This window comes from Cupriavidus plantarum, from assembly GCF_905397285.1.
GTDB lineage: Bacteria > Pseudomonadota > Gammaproteobacteria > Burkholderiales > Burkholderiaceae > Cupriavidus > Cupriavidus plantarum.
The window spans coordinates 305,732-321,727 of the sequence record NZ_CAJPUX010000003.1 but is presented as its reverse complement, the minus strand read 5'-3'; the positions used below and the strand labels follow the sequence as shown (position 1 = coordinate 321,727).

General features: G+C 66.5%; 15 protein-coding genes and 1 other RNA gene. 7 read left to right on the top strand and 9 right to left on the bottom strand.

Annotated elements, in window-relative coordinates:
- Positions 1-5: 5 nt before the first annotated feature.
- The 4 genes from cobO to KHP16_RS16165 are packed head-to-tail and all read right to left on the bottom strand — an operon-like array spanning position 6 to position 4,442.
- Positions 6-650 carry a cob(I)yrinic acid a,c-diamide adenosyltransferase gene (gene cobO, locus KHP16_RS16180; RefSeq protein ID WP_109580287.1) on the bottom strand — a complete coding sequence of 215 codons (645 nt, stop codon included), beginning with the start codon at positions 648-650 and terminating at the stop codon, positions 6-8.
- Positions 637-1,464, bottom strand: coding sequence for an ABC transporter ATP-binding protein (locus tag KHP16_RS16175; RefSeq protein ID WP_109582575.1), 828 nt, complete (start codon positions 1,462-1,464; stop codon positions 637-639). Before KHP16_RS16175 ends, cobO begins: the two co-directional genes overlap by 14 nt.
- Positions 1,465-1,472: 8 nt before the next feature.
- Entirely contained in the window at positions 1,473-2,480 is a 1,008-nt protein-coding gene (locus KHP16_RS16170; protein WP_109580286.1) for a FecCD family ABC transporter permease, read from the bottom strand.
- Between the two features lie 9 nt (positions 2,481-2,489).
- Positions 2,490-4,442 carry a TonB-dependent receptor plug domain-containing protein gene (locus KHP16_RS16165; RefSeq protein ID WP_211960667.1) on the bottom strand — a complete coding sequence of 651 codons (1,953 nt, stop codon included), beginning with the start codon at positions 4,440-4,442 and terminating at the stop codon, positions 2,490-2,492.
- A 604-nt stretch (positions 4,443-5,046) separates the two neighbouring features.
- On the opposite strand from KHP16_RS16165, the gene KHP16_RS16160 reads away from it, so the two are divergent.
- From KHP16_RS16160 to KHP16_RS16140, 5 genes are all read left to right on the top strand, one after another.
- Positions 5,047-5,370: a hypothetical protein gene (locus tag KHP16_RS16160; RefSeq protein ID WP_109580284.1), complete on the top strand. Its 324-nt coding sequence runs from the start codon at positions 5,047-5,049 to the stop codon at positions 5,368-5,370.
- Entirely contained in the window at positions 5,367-5,696 is a 330-nt protein-coding gene (locus KHP16_RS16155; protein WP_109580283.1) for a cell division protein ZapA, read from the top strand. The genes KHP16_RS16160 and KHP16_RS16155 overlap by 4 nt, the downstream gene beginning before the upstream one ends.
- 312 nt (positions 5,697-6,008) lie before the next feature.
- A non-coding RNA gene (gene ssrS, locus KHP16_RS16150) (6S RNA) lies at positions 6,009-6,225 on the top strand.
- 86 nt (positions 6,226-6,311) lie between these two features.
- A complete protein-coding gene (locus KHP16_RS16145) occupies positions 6,312-6,752 on the top strand; it encodes an EVE domain-containing protein (protein WP_109580282.1) in 441 nt (146 codons plus the stop codon).
- A 101-nt stretch (positions 6,753-6,853) separates the two neighbouring features.
- Complete coding sequence (locus KHP16_RS16140; protein ID WP_109580281.1) at positions 6,854-7,555, top strand: SIMPL domain-containing protein; 702 nt, start codon at positions 6,854-6,856, stop codon at positions 7,553-7,555.
- Positions 7,556-7,615: 60 nt separating this feature from the next.
- On the opposite strand, the gene KHP16_RS16135 is transcribed toward KHP16_RS16140, so the two are convergent.
- The 5 genes from KHP16_RS16135 to KHP16_RS16115 form a co-directional block, all read right to left on the bottom strand.
- Positions 7,616-9,169 (bottom strand): malonate--CoA ligase, encoded by a 1,554-nt coding sequence (locus KHP16_RS16135; protein WP_115952714.1) that lies wholly within the window; start codon positions 9,167-9,169, stop codon positions 7,616-7,618.
- Between the two features lie 102 nt (positions 9,170-9,271).
- Complete coding sequence (locus tag KHP16_RS16130) at positions 9,272-10,054, bottom strand: enoyl-CoA hydratase/isomerase family protein (protein WP_211960666.1); 783 nt, start codon at positions 10,052-10,054, stop codon at positions 9,272-9,274.
- Positions 10,054-11,034 carry a Bug family tripartite tricarboxylate transporter substrate binding protein gene (locus KHP16_RS16125; RefSeq protein ID WP_109580278.1) on the bottom strand — a complete coding sequence of 327 codons (981 nt, stop codon included), beginning with the start codon at positions 11,032-11,034 and terminating at the stop codon, positions 10,054-10,056. The genes KHP16_RS16130 and KHP16_RS16125 overlap by 1 nt, the downstream gene beginning before the upstream one ends.
- A gap of 40 nt (positions 11,035-11,074) precedes the next feature.
- Entirely contained in the window at positions 11,075-12,508 is a 1,434-nt protein-coding gene (locus tag KHP16_RS16120; protein WP_211960665.1) for a malonyl-CoA decarboxylase domain-containing protein, read from the bottom strand.
- Positions 12,505-13,206, bottom strand: a complete 702-nt coding sequence (locus KHP16_RS16115) for a GntR family transcriptional regulator (protein WP_109580276.1) — start codon at positions 13,204-13,206, stop codon at positions 12,505-12,507. The genes KHP16_RS16120 and KHP16_RS16115 overlap by 4 nt, the downstream gene beginning before the upstream one ends.
- 643 nt (positions 13,207-13,849) lie before the next feature.
- Here KHP16_RS16115 and KHP16_RS16110 point away from each other — a divergent pair.
- On the top strand, positions 13,850-14,896 hold the full coding sequence (locus KHP16_RS16110) for a YjgN family protein (protein WP_211960664.1): 1,047 nt from the start codon (positions 13,850-13,852) through the stop codon (positions 14,894-14,896).
- Positions 14,897-14,908: 12 nt separating this feature from the next.
- Positions 14,909-15,970, top strand: coding sequence for a M48 family metallopeptidase (locus KHP16_RS16105; RefSeq protein WP_211960663.1), 1,062 nt, complete (start codon positions 14,909-14,911; stop codon positions 15,968-15,970).
- Positions 15,971-15,996: the final 26 nt, after the last annotated feature.

Here is a 15,996-nt window from a genome sequence, read left to right as displayed (position 1 = left end):
CTGCTCTACATCTCGACGCCGCGCTGCGCCTTCACGCCCGCCTTGAAGGCGTGCTTGACCAGCGTCATGTCGGTGACCGTATCGGCGGCGTCGATCAGCGCCTGGGGCGCGCCACGGCCCGTGATGACGACATGCTGCATCGGCGGCCGCGCGCGCAAATCGGCAATGACACGGTCCACGTCGAGGTAATGCAGCTTCAGCGCGATGTTCAGTTCGTCGAGCAGCACCAGCGACACCGTCGGATCGGACAGCAGTCCGCGCGCGACGTCCCACGCGGCCTCTGCCTTCGCCACATCGCGCGAGCGATCCTGCGTCTCCCACGTATAGCCTTCGCCCATCACGTGAAACGCGCACTCCTCCGGAAAGCGCCGCAGAAACTGTTCCTCGCCGCTTGGAATCGCGCCCTTGATGAACTGCACCACGGCGGTCTTCATGCCGTGCCCCATCGCGCGCACCACCATGCCGAAGCCCGAGCTCGACTTGCCCTTGCCATTGCCGGTGGTGATGACGATCACGCCACGCTCGATCTGCGCCGCCGCGATCTTCTGATCGACGACGTCCTTCTTGCGCACCATGCGCGCCTTGTGGCGGTCGTCGCGGCCGTCGTCAGCCGCGCCGTCTTCGGAGTTCGGGGAATTATCGGTCGTCATGAGGGGTTCCATCGGGAATCAGCGCCCATTGCGTGCCATCGGTGACACTGATGATCGGCGTGCGCAGCGCGCGCGAGCATCGTTCGGGCGTGAGCACGTCGCCCGCGGGCCCATGCAGCGCGTGGCCGTCCTCGGCCATCAACAGCGCATGGGTCGCGTAGCGGCGCGCAAGGTTGAGGTCGTGCACGATCACCACCGCCGCATGGCGGCCCGCGCGCACGAGGCGCATCAGCAGATCGAGCACGAGGATCTGATGGCGCAGGTCGAGGTGCGCCACCGGTTCGTCCAGCAGCAGCAACGGCGCCTGCTGCGCGAGCGTCGCGGCCAGCGCCACGCGCTGGCGTTCGCCGCCGGAGAGCGTCATCACGTCGCGCCGGGCAAAGCCATCGAGGTCGAGGGCGGTCATCGCATCGGCGACGATCGTATCGTCCTCGCGTCGGCTCCATCCCCATCCGGACAGATGCGGATGCCGGCCGACGCGCACCGCATCGGTCACGGACATCGAGAATGTATCGTGGATCGCCTGAGGCAGATACGCGCGTCGCAGCGCCAGCGCGGGCGGCGCGATGCGCGCCAGCGGCACGTCGTCGAGCCGTACCTCGCCACCATCGGCCTGACGCAGGCCGGCCAGCACGCCCATCAGCGTGGACTTGCCCACGCCATTGGGGCCGACCACGACCCACAGTTCACCGGCGCCGACGGTCAGCCCAAGCCCCTCGACAAGCACGCGCTCGCCCGCGCGGAGCTTCACGTCATGCAACACGAGGCGCGGGCATTCCGCGCGCGGCCGCATCCAGTCCGGCGAGGCAGTCATCGTGACAGTCATCGCGGCCTCCGCAGCAACAGATACAGGAACGTCGGCACCCCCAGCAATGCCGTGATGACGCCGACGGGCAACTGCGCGGGCGCGATCACCGTGCGGGCAATCAGGTCGGCGGCCATCAGCAACGTGCCGCCAAGCAGTACCGAAGCCGGTAGCAGGAATCGCTGGTCGTTGCCCCAGGCCAGCCGCACCAGATGGGGCACGACGAGCCCCACGAAGCCAATGGAGCCCGCGGTGGTAATGGCCGCGGCAATGGCGAACGACGCCACGAGGAATGTGACCAGCCGCACGCGGCCCACCTGCACGCCCAGCGCCTGCGCCACGGTCTCGCCGAGCAGCATCACGTTGAGCGATCGCGCCATCGGCATCACCACGGCGAGCGCGAGCAACAGCGTCCCAAGCGCGGCCCCATAGCTGGCGGTGCCGCCAAGATCGCCCGTCAGCCAGAACAGCATGCCGCGCAGCCGCGATTCGGGCGCGACGGCAAGAATCAGGGTAATCAGCGCGCCCCAGCCCGCGGCGATGATCACGCCGGTCAGCAGCAGCCGCGCGCCGGCCTCGTGATGACCGCCTTGCACCTGCGGATGCAGCAGGTCGCGTCGCGCGAGGGTCGCCACGAGCACCATCGAGCAAAGCGCGCCGCCGGCCGCGCCGACCTGCACGGTCCACAGCGGCGCCATCGTGAGCATCGCCAGCAGCGCGCCGGTGGACGCCCCGCCCGACACGCCGAGCACGTACGGCTCGGCAAGCGGATTGCGCAGCAGCACCTGCATCAGCGCGCCGGAGAGCGCGAGCAGGCCGCCGCAGGCAAACGCGGCGATCGCACGAGGCAGCCGCAGTTCGCGCACGATGGCTCCGGCCGTGCCCTGATCCGCGCCGGTGAGCGCGGACCACAGCCGCGTGGCATCGAGGGAGACACTACCGAGCGCGAGCGAGAGCGCGAACACGCCGAGCCCCGCCATGGCGAGGATCAGCCAGATCGCGAGCGCGCGCCGGAACTCAGCCATGGCGTCCCGTCATTTCTGCCGCCAGCCGAGCGTGATGTAGCCCGCCCTGCCCTGCGTGTTGTACGGATACGCGAGCTGGTAGTTCTTGTCGAACAGGTTTTCCACACGGGCGGCGACGAACCATTCCTTGGTGATGTTATAGCGGGCAGTGAGGTTGACGATACCGTATCCGCCGAGCGTGCGCGACCCATTGTCGAGCCGCGACGACGACACCAGCCATTCGCCGCCCACACGCACCGGGCCGATATTGCGCCCGATGTCCACCGACGCGTGCCGGCGCGCGCGGCGCACGAGCTGCGTGTGGTTCGTCTCGTCGGTCGGATTCTGGAACGTCACGGCCGCGCCGAGATCGGTGCCCCAGATCGTGGCGCGCCACGATGCTTCCACGCCCTGCACCTTCGCGCTGTTGACGTTCTGTGCGAGGAACAGGCCGTTGCCCACGGCCGTCGATACGATCAGGTTGTCGTAACGCGTCTCGAATGCCGTCACGCGCAGCAGACCGGTCTGCTCGCTGTCGTACTGCACGCCCACCTCGGCAGACTTCGCGCGCTCGGGGCTCAGGTTCGGCTGGCCGAAGCCCGGGTAATACAGTTCGTTGAACGTCGGCGCGCGGAAGGCGTTGCTGATGTTGGCGATCAGCTTCAGCGCGTCGGTCACATTGAAGCCATAGCCCGCGAAGCCGCTCGCCTGATTGCCGAAGTCCGAGTAATGGTCGTTGCGGACATTCAGCTGGATCTGGTTGCGGCCGATCCGGCCCTCATACCCGCCATACACGGAGAACACGTTGCGCGACGGCGCGGCATAGGCGCTGGACGCCAGCGTCTGCTGCAGGTAGTCGGTGCCGAACAACAGCTTGTGCCCGGCCGCGAGCGCGTACTCGTTCTGCCAGTTGACCTGGCGCGTGCGCGTGTTGAACAGGCTGTCGAACAGCCCGTTCTTCGTGCCCTCGCTGCGATCCTGGCTCTGCGCGACCTTGATGTGCGTGGTCCAGTCCGGCAGCACGCGGCCGTTGACGAACGCGGATAGCGTGTAGAGCTCGCTGTCCATGCGCAGGTCGTCGGTCGAGAGGCCCGTCGTGCTCGTGCTGTCATAAGACAGCTGGCTGTTCGAGTAGTACGCTGCCACACCGGCATCCCAGTCCGCGCTGAACTTGTGCCGCAGCTGGCCGGACACGCTCCGGTTCTCGTACGGATTGTCGTTCGGGTTCGGACCGCGCGTGGCGGGCACGCGCGGATTGTCGCGGCGCCACTGGTCGACGTTGACCGACGAGAAGCCGTCCGTCTTGATGATCGACCCCGTCACGTTGAACGAGGTGTCCCCGATCTGTCCGCCATAGCCCGCCGTCGCCTGCCGCGTCTTGTACGTGCCGTATTCCACCGACGCATTGCCGGCAGGCGCCTGGCCCGCGCCGCTCTTCGTGAAGATCTGCACCACGCCACCGATCGCGTCGGACCCGTACAGCGCGGACACGTTGCCGCGCACCACCTCGATATGATCGATCTGGTCCGGCAGGATGTTGGCGAGCTGTGCGGTGCCGCCGCTGACACCGGCCACGCGCACACCGTCGATCAGGATGAGCACCTGATTCGAGTTCGCGCCGCGCATGAACAGCGTGGTGTTCGCGCCAAGACCGCCGTTGGTCGCGAACTCGACGCCCGCCTGGTTGCGCAGGAGGCTGCGCAGGTCGGGCGCCTGCGCGTTCACGATGTCTTCCTGCGTCACGACTGTAGTGTGGGGCAGCGCGTCGGAAACGGCCTGCGCGGTACGCGACGCGGTCACGACGATGGGATCGAGCTGGCGCGACGCGCCGCCGTCGGCGGTCTGCGCATGGGCCGCGGTTGCGCCGAGCGAGCCGATCGCGATGGAGACCAGCGCGCCCTTGCAGGCGGCCGCGGACGGACGCAGAGAGGGACGTAGGGTCGGACGCAGGGAGGGACGTAGGGTTGGACGTACCCGGGGCATGGGAGCCGCGGCGGTCCGTTGAAGCGTTACACGCATTGCTAGGATGGGATGTGGATGTGCCAGGCCCGTTCCCCCGCGGACCGTATGGCGAAGTGGCGGCGCTTGCGCGCGCGCCCGCGTTCAGGCCGGTATCCGGGCTGACGACATCAGGCCGGCCGCCTTCCCGCATGCATGGCGCATGCAGTGGCTTCCGGACAGCCCTGCGAAGCGGCGCGTCGGCCTGGGCCGGGGTCGACAGACCGGGGCCGGGACATCGCGCGTTCGCGGTCGCTTACCGTTGCGGGGGCAGCACAGGTTGGCTGGCTCCGGCTGGCTGCCGGCGCTGGCTCCCTGTTTCCCGTTGAACTGCCTGGCCGCATCGAATCGGCCGGGCGAGCACCTGGAACGTGCGCGAGTGTAGGGAGTTTCACAGATGCAGTCAATGCGGCGCGATGGCCGCCGTTAACCGGGGAATTCCCCGCATCCGATGCAACTTCCGCGCACGATGCGGGTCAGAACCGGCTTGGCCGAATCGGTGGCGAAGGCGGTACGCGCTTCCGCATCGGCTAGAATCCGGAAAACCCGACTTCAAACCGGACATCAGGCGACACCAGGACAGGCAACTATGCTTACTGAACTTGAACAACTGGCTGCCAAGATCGGGCGCGTGCTCCATCACGCGGATACGCTGGCGGCGGAGAATCAGCGACTGCGCGCGGAGATCGACCGCCTGCAGGCCGAAGCGACACAACTGCGCGGCGAACGCGAAGCAATGGCGGCCGATCGCGAACTGCTCAACATCAAGATCGAAGAAGCCCAGCTGCGCATCCAGTCGATTCTCGACAAGCTGCCGACCGCGAGCGACGCGCGTCAGCTGGACCTGCTCGGCGAGCCCGGCGCGGCCGCCGCGGCGACGGGCACTCACCCGGCTCCCGGAGAACACGCATGAGCAACAAGCAAGTGGAACTCACCATCGCGGGCCAGCCCTACCGGTTTGCGATCGCCCCGGACAACGAAGCCGCGCTGCTGGAAGCGGTGGCCCTCGTCGATGGGCAGATGAACAAGCTGAAGGGCAATGTGTCCGCGAAGGGCGTCGAACGCGTCGCGGTGATGGCCGCGATCAGCATCGCATCGGACCTGCTCGCGCTGCGCCGCAAGCAGGAAGAGGACGGCGCGATTCCGGTGGACGCGGTCCGCGCGCGGATTCGCGAACTCAACGAGCGCGCGGACGAAGCGCTGCGGCAGTACGCGCATGTGGGCACGGACGCGCGCTGAAATTTTTTCGCATGTGAGCCTTGAAGTCCATCGCGCCGTACCGATATCCTGAGTGTGGTTGGGTGTACAGCGCGGTGGAAAATGTAACCATACGGCAGGACGGACTTGGTATGGTTCGCAGCGCGGTGTATAGTGGAGCCACTGTTCGCCGCACCCCAGCGCTAAGATGTAAAGCGGTGGATGCAAGGAGCAGACAATGGCCAGGTTATCGTGCCGGGCCGCCGTTCTCATCCCATCCTTGAAGAAACGGCAAACGTCTGACAATGGTGTAATCATCAAAGATGACAGCCATGACAAGTCAGACGTTTGACAGTTTCCCTGCCTGGTTCGTGAAGGTCATAATTCCTTGAACCGATATGCATTGCATGGTGCGGGATCATGTCGTGTGGGCGAGCGCGTCGCTGCATTCATAGTCTGGGCCAAGCCTGGACTCCCTGAGTGGGTGATGTACCCAAAATACGACTTCCGCAGCCACTCTGAACCTCACTTGGGTTCAGGATGCCGATCTAGCGGCCGAGGCGGGGACCCCAAAAAAGGCGGTGGTTTTTCACGAAACCACTGCCTTTTCCTTTTGCGGAACCTCCCGTGACCACACGTGCCCGCCAATACTGGCTCATGAAGTCGGAACCCGACGAAGCCAGCATCGACGACCTCGCCAGACAGGGCACGCTGCCCTGGACCGGTGTCCGCAACTATCAGGCGCGCAACTTCATGCGCGACGCGATGCGCCTGGGCGACGGCGTGCTGTTCTACCACTCGTCTTGTCCCGAGCCCGGCATCGCGGGACTCGCGGAGGTCTGCTCCGCGCCCTACCCCGACCCGACGCAGTTCGATCCGAAGAGCGATTACTACGACAAGGCGTCGAAGCCGGAAGACCCGCGCTGGACGCTCGTCGACGTGCGCTTCGTGAAGAAGTCGCCGCTCATCTCGCTGCCCGCGCTGCGCGAGCACGACGCCCTCGCCGACATGGTCGTGCTCCGCCGCGGCAACCGCCTGTCCATCACGCCGGTGACGCCGGCCGAATGGCGCTTTATCACCGAAACGCTCATGAAGTGATACATCTCGAAACACTGTCGCCCGCGCTGGAGTCCTGTCCTACGGAACGAAGCGCGCGCCGGTGCGTCTGAATGCCACCACATTTCGATCGGGAGAACAATATGAAGAACATGCTTGCCGCCACGCTGCTCGGTACCGCCGCGCTCGCCTCCACCGGGGCCTCCGCGCAGACGGTACCGCCGCCCTCGGGTGTGTTGTCGCTGGCCGCGCAGGCCGTGACGGAAGTGCCCACGGACGTGGTGCAGGTAACGGTAGCCGCCGAGCAGGAAGGCGCGGAACCGGGCGCGATCTCGTCGGCACTGTCGTCGAAGACCGCCGCGGTGCTCGCGCAGGCCAAGCGCGTCTCGGGCGTGGAAGCGCAATCGGGCGGCTTCACGATCCAGCCGACCACCGATCGCAACGGCCGCATCACGACGTGGCGCGGCCGCTCGGAGGTCGTCCTCAAGTCGCGCGACTTCGCCGCGGTATCGAAGCTTGCCGGCGACCTCGCCAGCCAGATGCAGGTGCAGAACATCGCGTTCTCGCTCTCGCGCGAGGCGCGCGTGGCGGCTGAAAGCAAGCTCGCCGAAGAAGCCGTGGCTTCGTTCCGCGACAAGGCGCAACAGACCACGAAGCTGTTCGGCTATGGCAGCTACACGATCCGCGAGGTGTCGGTGAACGAAAGCGGCGGCGTGATGCCGCCGATGCCGCGCATGTATGCGGCCAAGGCGATGTCCGCCGATGCGGCGGTGCCGGTGCCCGTCGAGGGTGGCAAGGCCCAGGTCACGGTGTCCGTGAACGGCTCCGTGCAGATGTTGAAGTAAGCCCCGCCCCCACCTGTCCGCTCTCCCCCTCCCCCGATGCCGGCGGAGTGGGGGGCGCGCTTACAGCGCGCCGAACTGCTGCCGCAGCACGTTTTTCTGCACCTTCCCCATGGTATTGCGCGGCAGCTCGTCCACCACGTGCACGCGCTTGGGCACCTTGAAGTTGGCGATGCGCGTCTTCAGCGTACCGATAAGCCCCGCCTCGTCGAATTCGCTTCCCGGCTTGCGCACCACCACCGCCACCACGGCCTCGCCGAAGTCCTTGTGCGGCACGCCGATCACGGCCGACTCCGCCACGCCCGGCATCTCGTCGATAAAGCTCTCGATCTCCTTCGGGTACACGTTGTAGCCGCCGGAGATGATCAGGTCCTTGCTGCGGCCCACGATCGTGACGTAGTTGTCGGGCACCTTGCGCTCGCCGGCATGGCTGACGATCGCGCCACCGAAACGGCCCACGTCCCCGGTACGGAACCAGCCATCCGCCGTGAATTCCTCGGCCGTCTTCTCGGGCATGCGCCAGTAGCCCTTGAACACGTTGGGGCCCTTGACCTCGATGTTGCCGATCTCGCCCGGCGCGCACGGCTTCTGATCACCGTCCACCACGCGCACGGACACGCCCGGCAGCGGCATGCCGACGGTGCCGCCGATCCGCTCGCCCAGCGCGCTGTCGTATGGGTTCGACACCAGCATCACGGTCTCGCTCATGCCGTAGCGCTCGAGGATCGTGTGGCCCGTGCGTGCGCGGAACGCGTCGAAGGTTTCCAGCAGCAGCGGCGCGGAGCCCGACACGAACAGGCGCATGCGGCGGCAGGTATCGTCGTCGAAGCGCGGCTCCTGCAGCATGCGGACGTAATACGTCGGCACGCCCATCATCACGGTCGAGCGCGGCAGGAATTTCAGGATCTGCGCCATGTCGAGCTTCGGCGCCCAGATCATTTTCGCGCCCGCCAGCAGCGCGCCATGGGACGCCACGAACAGACCGTGCACGTGGAAAATCGGCAGCATGTGCAGCAGCACGTCGTCGCTGCGCCAGCCCCAGTACTCATGCAGCGTCAGCGCATTGGCGGCGAGGTTGCGGTGCGTGAGCATCGCGCCCTTGCTGCGGCCCGTCGTACCCGAGGTGTACAGGATCGCGGCGAGGTCGTCGTCCTCGCGCGCCACGGTCTCGAACTTGTCCGGATGCGCGGCCGCGCGCGCGAGCAGCGAGCCCGAGCGGTCGTCATCGAGCGTGAACACATGTTCGGTGCCATGACGGAACGCCACCTTCGACACCCAGTTGAAATTCCCGCTGCTGCACACGACCACCGACGGTTCGGCATTGCCGACGAAGTAGTCGATCTCGGCTTCCTGGTACGCGGTGTTCAGCGGCAGATACACATAGCCCGCGCGCAGCGTGGCCAGGTACAGGAACAGCGCTTCCGGCGACTTCTCCACCTGCACGGCGATGCGCGCGCCAGCGGGCAGCTTCAGCGCGACCAGCAGGTTGGCCAGCTTGGCCGTGGCGCGATCGAGGTCGTCCCACGTGTAGTAGAGACCGTCATGGGTTTCGATGCAGCAGGCCGTACGGTCGGCCGGAAAGCGGGATTCGAACAGGGCGAACAGATTGGCGTTCATGAATTGTGGATCGATAAGAACGGGAGCAGGCGGCACGAAGCACACGAAACCGGGGCCGACGCGCGGCTCGCAGCCGCGGCGCGGGATCGGCCGGCCGACATCTTACTCCCCGGTGAAAGCAGATGGCCGGCGCGCGAGAAACGCGGACACGCCTTCGGCATGGTCGCGGCTGCGCGCGTAGGCGAAATGGGCGTCCAGTTCCGCCTGGGTCAGCGGCTCCGGCGCGGGGGCCAGGCGCGCGATCGTCGTCTTGTTGATGCGCGCGGCCAGCGGCGCGCCGGCACAGAGCCGGGACACCGTGGCATGCAGTTCTTCCGCGAGCGCGGCATGGGGTACCACGCGCGTGAGCAAGCCTTTGCGCTCGGCTTCGGCCGCGCCAAAGACACGGCCCTCGAGCAGGATCTCCAGCGTCACCGCGCGTCCCGCGAGGGCCAGCAGCCCGCGCAGTTCGCCCGGCGCCATCGGAAAGCCCAGACGGTTGATCGGCACGCCGAAGCGGCTGTCGTCCGCCGCGATGCGCAGATCGCAATTGCAGGCGATCTCGAGCCCGCCACCGACACAAACGCCTTCGATCATGGCGAGGGTCGGATGCACGCAACCGCTGATGGCCGCGAGCGCGGGCGCGATCGTCTCCATGTGATATTGCCGCAGCGAGGCTTCGTTGCCGCGCACCTCGGGAAACTCCGCGATGTCGGCGCCCGCGGCAAAGTTGCCGTCGGCGCCGCGAATCACCACGCATCGCAACGAGGCATCGGCGGACAGTTCGGCAAACCCGCGCGCGAGCGCGTGCCACATGTCCACCGAGATCGCATTGAGCTTGCCCGCGTGCGCCAGCGTGACGGTGGCAACCGCGCCTTCGCGCGTGATCGAAACCGTGCCGCTCATCAGTCGATCTTCGCGCCCGAGCGCTGCACCACTTCCGCCCAGCGCTTGATCTCCGCGCGCTGGAACTGCGCGAACTGATCGGGCGTGAAGTTCGGGATCTCGGAACCGTTGTTGAGCCAGATGGCCTTCATCTCGGCCGAGTCCAGCGCCTTGCGGGTTTCGGCATAAAGCCTGTCGACAATCTCCTTCGGCGTATTCTTCGGCACCCACATCGCATACCACGTGGACACCTCGAAGTTCTTCACGCCGGCCTCGGCCGCGGTCGGCACGTTCGGGAAGGCCGGCGAGCGCTTGGTTGCCGCCACCGCGAGCGCATTGATGCGGCCGCCGCGAATGTGCTGCGCGGACGATCCCAGTCCATCGAACACAATATCGACCTGACCCGCGATCAGGTCCGACAGCGCGGGACCGGCACCCTTGTACGGGATATGCGTGATGAACGTCTTGGTTTCGAGCTTGAACAGTTCGCCAGCCAGATGATGCGACGATCCGTTACCGGCGGAACCGTAGTTGAGCTTGCCCGGGTTCGCCTTCGCATAGGCGATGAGTTCCTGCAGCGTCTTGGCCTGCACCTTCGGATTGACCACGACCACCTGCGGCGGCTGCGCGATCACCGTGATGGGGATGAAGTCCTTCTCGATGTCGTAGTCGAGCTTGGGATAGAACGACGGCGCGATCGCATGGTGCGCACCGCCGATGAAGACGGTATAGCCGTCCGGCGCCGCCTTCGCGGCGATGCTCGCGCCGACCGTGCCGCCCGCGCCGCCGCGGTTGTCGATCACGAACTGCTTGCCGAGCTGCTTCGACAGCTGGGCCGTCAGGGGCCGCGCGAACGCGTCGGTGCCGCCGCCGGCCGGGAATGGCACGATCACCGTGACCGGCTTGCTCGGCCACGTATCGGCCAGCGCGGGCGCCGCGCTCAATATCGCCGCGGCCGTTACCCCTAGCACCCGCGCGCACGCTTTCAGATGGAAAACCATTGCACTGTCTCCTCTCTCTCTCAAACGGAAAGTCAATCGATCACAGCAGCTTGCCCACCGCGCGGCTGACGCGCGGATTCCCTGCGCCAAGGCGTGCCAGATTGTCATCCAGCGCATCAGGCGCGTAAAGGTAATTCACCATCATGCCGCACCCCTGCGCGCGGCCTTTTCGCGACAGATCCGCGCCCCAGTTGAGCCGTTCCACGCAGGCACCGTTCCCCAGGTGAAAGCGAGCGACCGCATCGGCGGGCAGCCCGTCTTTCTGCTCGCGCACGAGGTAATGCGCGGCCAGCGTCAGCGCGGTATCCCGTATCGCCGCGTCGGTGCTGTCGGGCGCGAGCGCGGCAAGCCACGCCGCGCCGTCGGCGGGGGCATCGCCGTGCCGTTCAGTCCAGCGTGCCACGCGCTTTTCGCCGAGCACGCCCGCAATGGCGGCGGCATCCTGCCGGCGCAGCCAGTCGGCAAACCCGGGAATCGGGGACAGGGTCGCGAATTGCTTGAGCTTGGGAAATTCGCGCTGCAGCTCCTCGATCACGCGCTTGAGCAGGAAGTTGCCGAAGCTCACGCCGCGCAACCCGGCCTGCGTGTTGGAGATCGAATAGAAGATCGCCCACTTCACGCGTCTCAGATCCTCGAGCGGGGCGGCTTCGTCGAGCAGCGCCTGCACATTGGCGGCCATCTCGGGCACGAACGCCACCTCGACGAAGATCAGCGGCTCGCGCGGCATGCGCGGGTGAAAGAACGCATAGCAGCGGCGATCGGAGTCGAGGCGGTTGCGCAGATCGGTCCACGACGAAATCTCGTGCACGGCCTCGTAGCGGATCAGTTTCTCCAGCAGCGACGCGGGCGAGTCCCACGTGATCGGCTGCAGCTCCAGCAGACCGACGTCGAACCAGTTGGAGAACAGCGCCTCGAGGTCGTCGTCAAGCACGCGCAGGCCCGGAATGCGCTTGTGCCAGCGCAGCATGTCCGCGCGCAGATGAATGAGGAAATGCAGGCCGCAGGCGCTGCCGCCGTGCTGGCCATGGAGCGCCGCCAGCCGCTTGAAAAAACGGATGCGCGCATTGGACAGCGCCTGCGACAGGCTGGATGGACTGGCGTGCGTGGCTGCCGCATCGCTGCCCGAGGCCGCGACCTCCGCCAGCACCTCCAGCATCGCCTGGCGTACGGGCTCGGGGGCCGTCTCGTACTCCTGCCGCCAGGCCTGCGCGGCGGTATTGGCAGCGCCGTCGGTCAGCCGCGCGTCGAAGCATTGCCGCAGTTGCTCGCGATGGCGGCGCTGCACGCGCGCCGAAAGCACGGGAAGCGCGGAGAGCTGGGCGGTGGCGGCACTGGCGGCGGCAGATGGGGCGCCTTCATTCGCATCGTCGCCTTTCCTGCCCCACCACCGGCCAAATCGCGCGAGCAGCGTATCGCCGGCGCGCTCGTTCTCGAGCGGCGCGCTGACTTTCTGTTCGGTCGTATCGAGGGTCATGGCGTCTCCGGTGCGGGGGAAGAAAGAGGCATGCGCACGACGTTCGAGCGCTCCGCGCCATCCAGCATGCGCAACGCCGCGCGCTGGCGCAGCACATGCGTCTTCATCAGCGCCTCGGCCCCTTCGGAATCGCGCGCCTTCAGCGCCGAGAACACCGACAAATGCTCGGCGCACGACTCGTGCACGCGGCCCTCGAGCTTCAGGCTCTTGTGGCGCGACAAGCGCAGCACCTTGCGCAGGTCGCTCACCACGCCAGACAGCCAGCGGTTGCCGGCCAGCCGCTGGATCGCCTCGTGGATCTGGTAGTTCGTCTCGTAGTACGCGTCGATCTGCTCGTCGGCCGCGTGCCGCGCGAGTTCGGCGTGCAGCGTCTCCAGCGCGTCGAGGTCGTCCTGCGTGACATTGCGCGCGGCCTCATAGGCGCAACGGCCCTCGAGCAACGCCATCAACGGAAAGATCTCGTCGAGGTCCTGTTCGGTCAGCTCGTTGACGAAGCAGCCGCGCCTCGGCTCCAGCCGCACGAGCCCTTCGGCCGCAAGCACTTTCAACGCCTCTCGCAGCGGCGTACGGGAGATACCCAGCGACGCGGCCAGCGCGACCTCGTCGATCCATGCGCCGGGCATCAGCGCATGATCGTCGATCATCGCCCGCAACCGGTCCGCCACCTCGAGATACAGCGCCTGCTGGACGATTCGCATGTCGCCTCCAAGCCGCAATAATTCATAATTATGGGCGGCCGACCGAGGGTGACAACCCGGTGTCTTCCCGAACGAGGGAAAACCAGAAGTTGGCCAAAAGGGGTGAAGAAAAGGGATAGAGAACGAGGTGCGGCGGACGACCGTCGCCCTCCCTGAGGACAGTCGTCCGCGCCTGAAAGATGCCGCGTAGCGTCTCATCGCGGACCGGCGATGTGCCAGCCACACGTGGACCAGATTGATTCGACCGGCGCCAGTCCCACGCCTCCCCCTGCAAGTGCCGATGCTGTCCGGCACCGATTCTCCCGCACCGATTTCCCGTTCTACGTTGGTGTCTTGTAACAAATGACATAGCGAAGACCGTGCCACACGACCTAACTCGTTGATTTCATAGATGGTGACGATCGAGAACTTGTTACATATGACGCTCGATGTAACAGAATGTTGCTCGCCCGTTACGGCCGGAGGACGCGGTCGCACCGTTACCGCAGCGTTGCCGGCACGCATCACGCGCCCATTTGTCGGGTATCTGTCACGTCAGCCCGTCGCGCGAGTGCGACAATGCGGTCGCCTGCGCTTTCGGCGGGCACCGGCGCACCGGCCGGAACGGTTGCATCGATGAAACAACAAAAACGGAGAGGTCAGCATGCAAGGGGAACACAACGCGGCACCGTCGCGCGAATTGCCGTTCACGTTCACGGGGTCGGGCTCGGAATACTTTCGGATCTGGATCGTCAACACGCTGCTCACGATGGTGACGTTCGGCATCTACTCGGCCTGGGCGAAGGTGCGGACGCTGCAGTACTTCTACCGCAATACCCGCGTGGACAACGCCACGTTCGACTACCACGGCAAGCCGCTGGCGATCCTCAAGGGCCGCATCATCGCGCTCGTGCTGTTCGGCGCGTTGCAGCTGTCCGGCGAGATCCACCTCGCCCTGCCGCTCGTCGTCGTGCTGATCGTCGCCGCGGTCATGCCGTTCCTGCTCGTGCGTTCGCTGCGTTTCCGGCTGGCCAACTCGAGCTATCGCGGGCTTCGGTTTGCGTTTCGGGGGGAGGATGGTGAAGGGTACAAGGTGTTTTTGCTCTACCCGCTGCTGGCGGTCCTGACGCTCGGCATCCTGACGCCCTTCGCGCATCAACGCCTCAAGCAGTTCCAGCATGGCCGCGCGCGCTTCGGTACCGCGCCATTTGCGTTTCACGCACCCGTGCGCGCGTTCTATCGCGTGTACCTCGCCGTGTCGCTCATGGGCATTCTGCTGGCGGGCGGCGGTGCCGTGCTCGGCGCGCTGTTCGGCACCCTCCTTGGCGCGGCGGCGGGCTCAACTGCGGCAGCCACCATTGCCGGCGCCAGCGTGGGCCTGTGGCTCTCCTTCATGCTCGCGGCGCCGTTATATCGCGCGCGGCTGCAGAACACGGTCTGGAGCGCCACGACGCTCGCGGATCACCGCTTCCGCAGCACCGTACGCACCGGCCGCCTGTTCTTCGTCATGCTGACCAACGTGATCCTCATCATGCTGACACTCGGCCTGTTCCTGCCCTTCGCCCGCGTCCGCACCACCCGCTACTGCGTGGAATCGATGACCCTCCTCGCGGCCGGTCCGCTCGACCACTTCATCGCGGCCGAAATCGATCAGGTCGGCGCGCTGGGCGACGCCGCAGCAGAGTGGTATGACATCGATATCGCGCTCTGACCGATAACCGCCATGGTTGCCGCCTCGTACTACGACACCCGCTCCTCACGCGCGCACGCGGTCACGCTCGATGTCATGGGCGGCAACGCCATCCTGCGCGACGAGCGCGGACACGAGATGAGGCGCGCGCCGCTGGCCTCGCTCCGCGTGTCCGAACGTACGCGACGCGCACCGCGCCTCGTGACGTTCAGCGATGGCGCCTATTGCGAGATCACCGATCATGCCGCGTTTGACGCGCTGCTGGCGGCAACCGGCCATCGCGAGGGCTGGGTGTCGCGCGCGCAAAACAGCTGGCGGCTCGTCGGCATCGCCGCCGCCGGACTCGTCGCCGCGTGCGCGGTCTGTTATTACGTCGTACTGCCATGGGGGGCTCGCATCCTGGCCGACGCGGTGCCGGCGTCCGTCGAGGCGCAACTGGGACAGGCGACGCTCGACGCGCTCGACGCGCGGATGGTGGAAGCGACGAAACTATCGGAAGCCGATCAACGCAGAATCCGCGACAACTTCGCGGCGCTCAAGCTGCCTGCGGACCCCGGCCATCGCTACGACATCCAGTTCCGCAAGGGCGCGCGCATCGGCCCCAATGCGCTGGCGCTCCCCGGCGGGACCATCGTGGTCACCGACGAGCTGGTGGCCCTCGCTGGCACGGGGGCCGGCATGATGGGCGTGCTCGCGCACGAGGCGGGCCACGTCGCACAGCGCCATGGCCTGCAGCAGGTGATCCAGGCTTCGGCCATCGGCGCGGCCGCCGTGTATGTATTCGGAGATTTTTCGACGATTCTCGCGGGCGTGCCCGCGGCGATGCTGACGATGCGCTATTCGCGCGAGCACGAGCGCGAGGCCGATGCATTTGCGATTGACGTGCTGCGCGCGAACCGGCTACCGGTCACGGCGCTGGCCGATGTCCTGCAGCAGCTGGAAGATGCGCACGCACGGCGAGGCGGGAAGGCAAAACAAGCAGAGAACGGCGTAGAGACCGGAGCAGAAAAGAAGAACGACGAGGGAAGCGATTTCTTCGCCTCGCATCCGCTCACCCGCGAGCGGATCGAGGCAATTCGCGAGGCGGCGCGTTAGCAAAGCGGCTCGTTAGCGAAGCGGCG

Coding starts and splice junctions, on each gene's coding strand:
- KHP16_RS16115 (WP_109580276.1), bottom strand. CDS start 13,206: ATGCGAATCGTCCAGCAGGCGCTGTATCTCGAGGTGGCGGACCGGTTG.
- KHP16_RS16165 (WP_211960667.1), bottom strand. CDS start 4,442: ATGCCCCGGGTACGTCCAACCCTACGTCCCTCCCTGCGTCCGACCCTA.
- KHP16_RS16130 (WP_211960666.1), bottom strand. CDS start 10,054: ATGAGCGGCACGGTTTCGATCACGCGCGAAGGCGCGGTTGCCACCGTC.
- KHP16_RS16140 (WP_109580281.1), top strand. CDS start 6,854: ATGAAGAACATGCTTGCCGCCACGCTGCTCGGTACCGCCGCGCTCGCC.
- KHP16_RS16160 (WP_109580284.1), top strand. CDS start 5,047: ATGCTTACTGAACTTGAACAACTGGCTGCCAAGATCGGGCGCGTGCTC.
- KHP16_RS16155 (WP_109580283.1), top strand. CDS start 5,367: ATGAGCAACAAGCAAGTGGAACTCACCATCGCGGGCCAGCCCTACCGG.
- cobO (WP_109580287.1), bottom strand. CDS start 650: ATGACGACCGATAATTCCCCGAACTCCGAAGACGGCGCGGCTGACGAC.
- KHP16_RS16145 (WP_109580282.1), top strand. CDS start 6,312: ATGAAGTCGGAACCCGACGAAGCCAGCATCGACGACCTCGCCAGACAG.
- KHP16_RS16170 (WP_109580286.1), bottom strand. CDS start 2,480: ATGGCTGAGTTCCGGCGCGCGCTCGCGATCTGGCTGATCCTCGCCATG.
- KHP16_RS16105 (WP_211960663.1), top strand. CDS start 14,909: ATGGTTGCCGCCTCGTACTACGACACCCGCTCCTCACGCGCGCACGCG.
- KHP16_RS16125 (WP_109580278.1), bottom strand. CDS start 11,034: ATGGTTTTCCATCTGAAAGCGTGCGCGCGGGTGCTAGGGGTAACGGCC.
- KHP16_RS16175 (WP_109582575.1), bottom strand. CDS start 1,464: ATGACTGCCTCGCCGGACTGGATGCGGCCGCGCGCGGAATGCCCGCGC.
- KHP16_RS16110 (WP_211960664.1), top strand. CDS start 13,850: ATGCAAGGGGAACACAACGCGGCACCGTCGCGCGAATTGCCGTTCACG.
- KHP16_RS16135 (WP_115952714.1), bottom strand. CDS start 9,169: ATGAACGCCAATCTGTTCGCCCTGTTCGAATCCCGCTTTCCGGCCGAC.
- KHP16_RS16120 (WP_211960665.1), bottom strand. CDS start 12,508: ATGACCCTCGATACGACCGAACAGAAAGTCAGCGCGCCGCTCGAGAAC.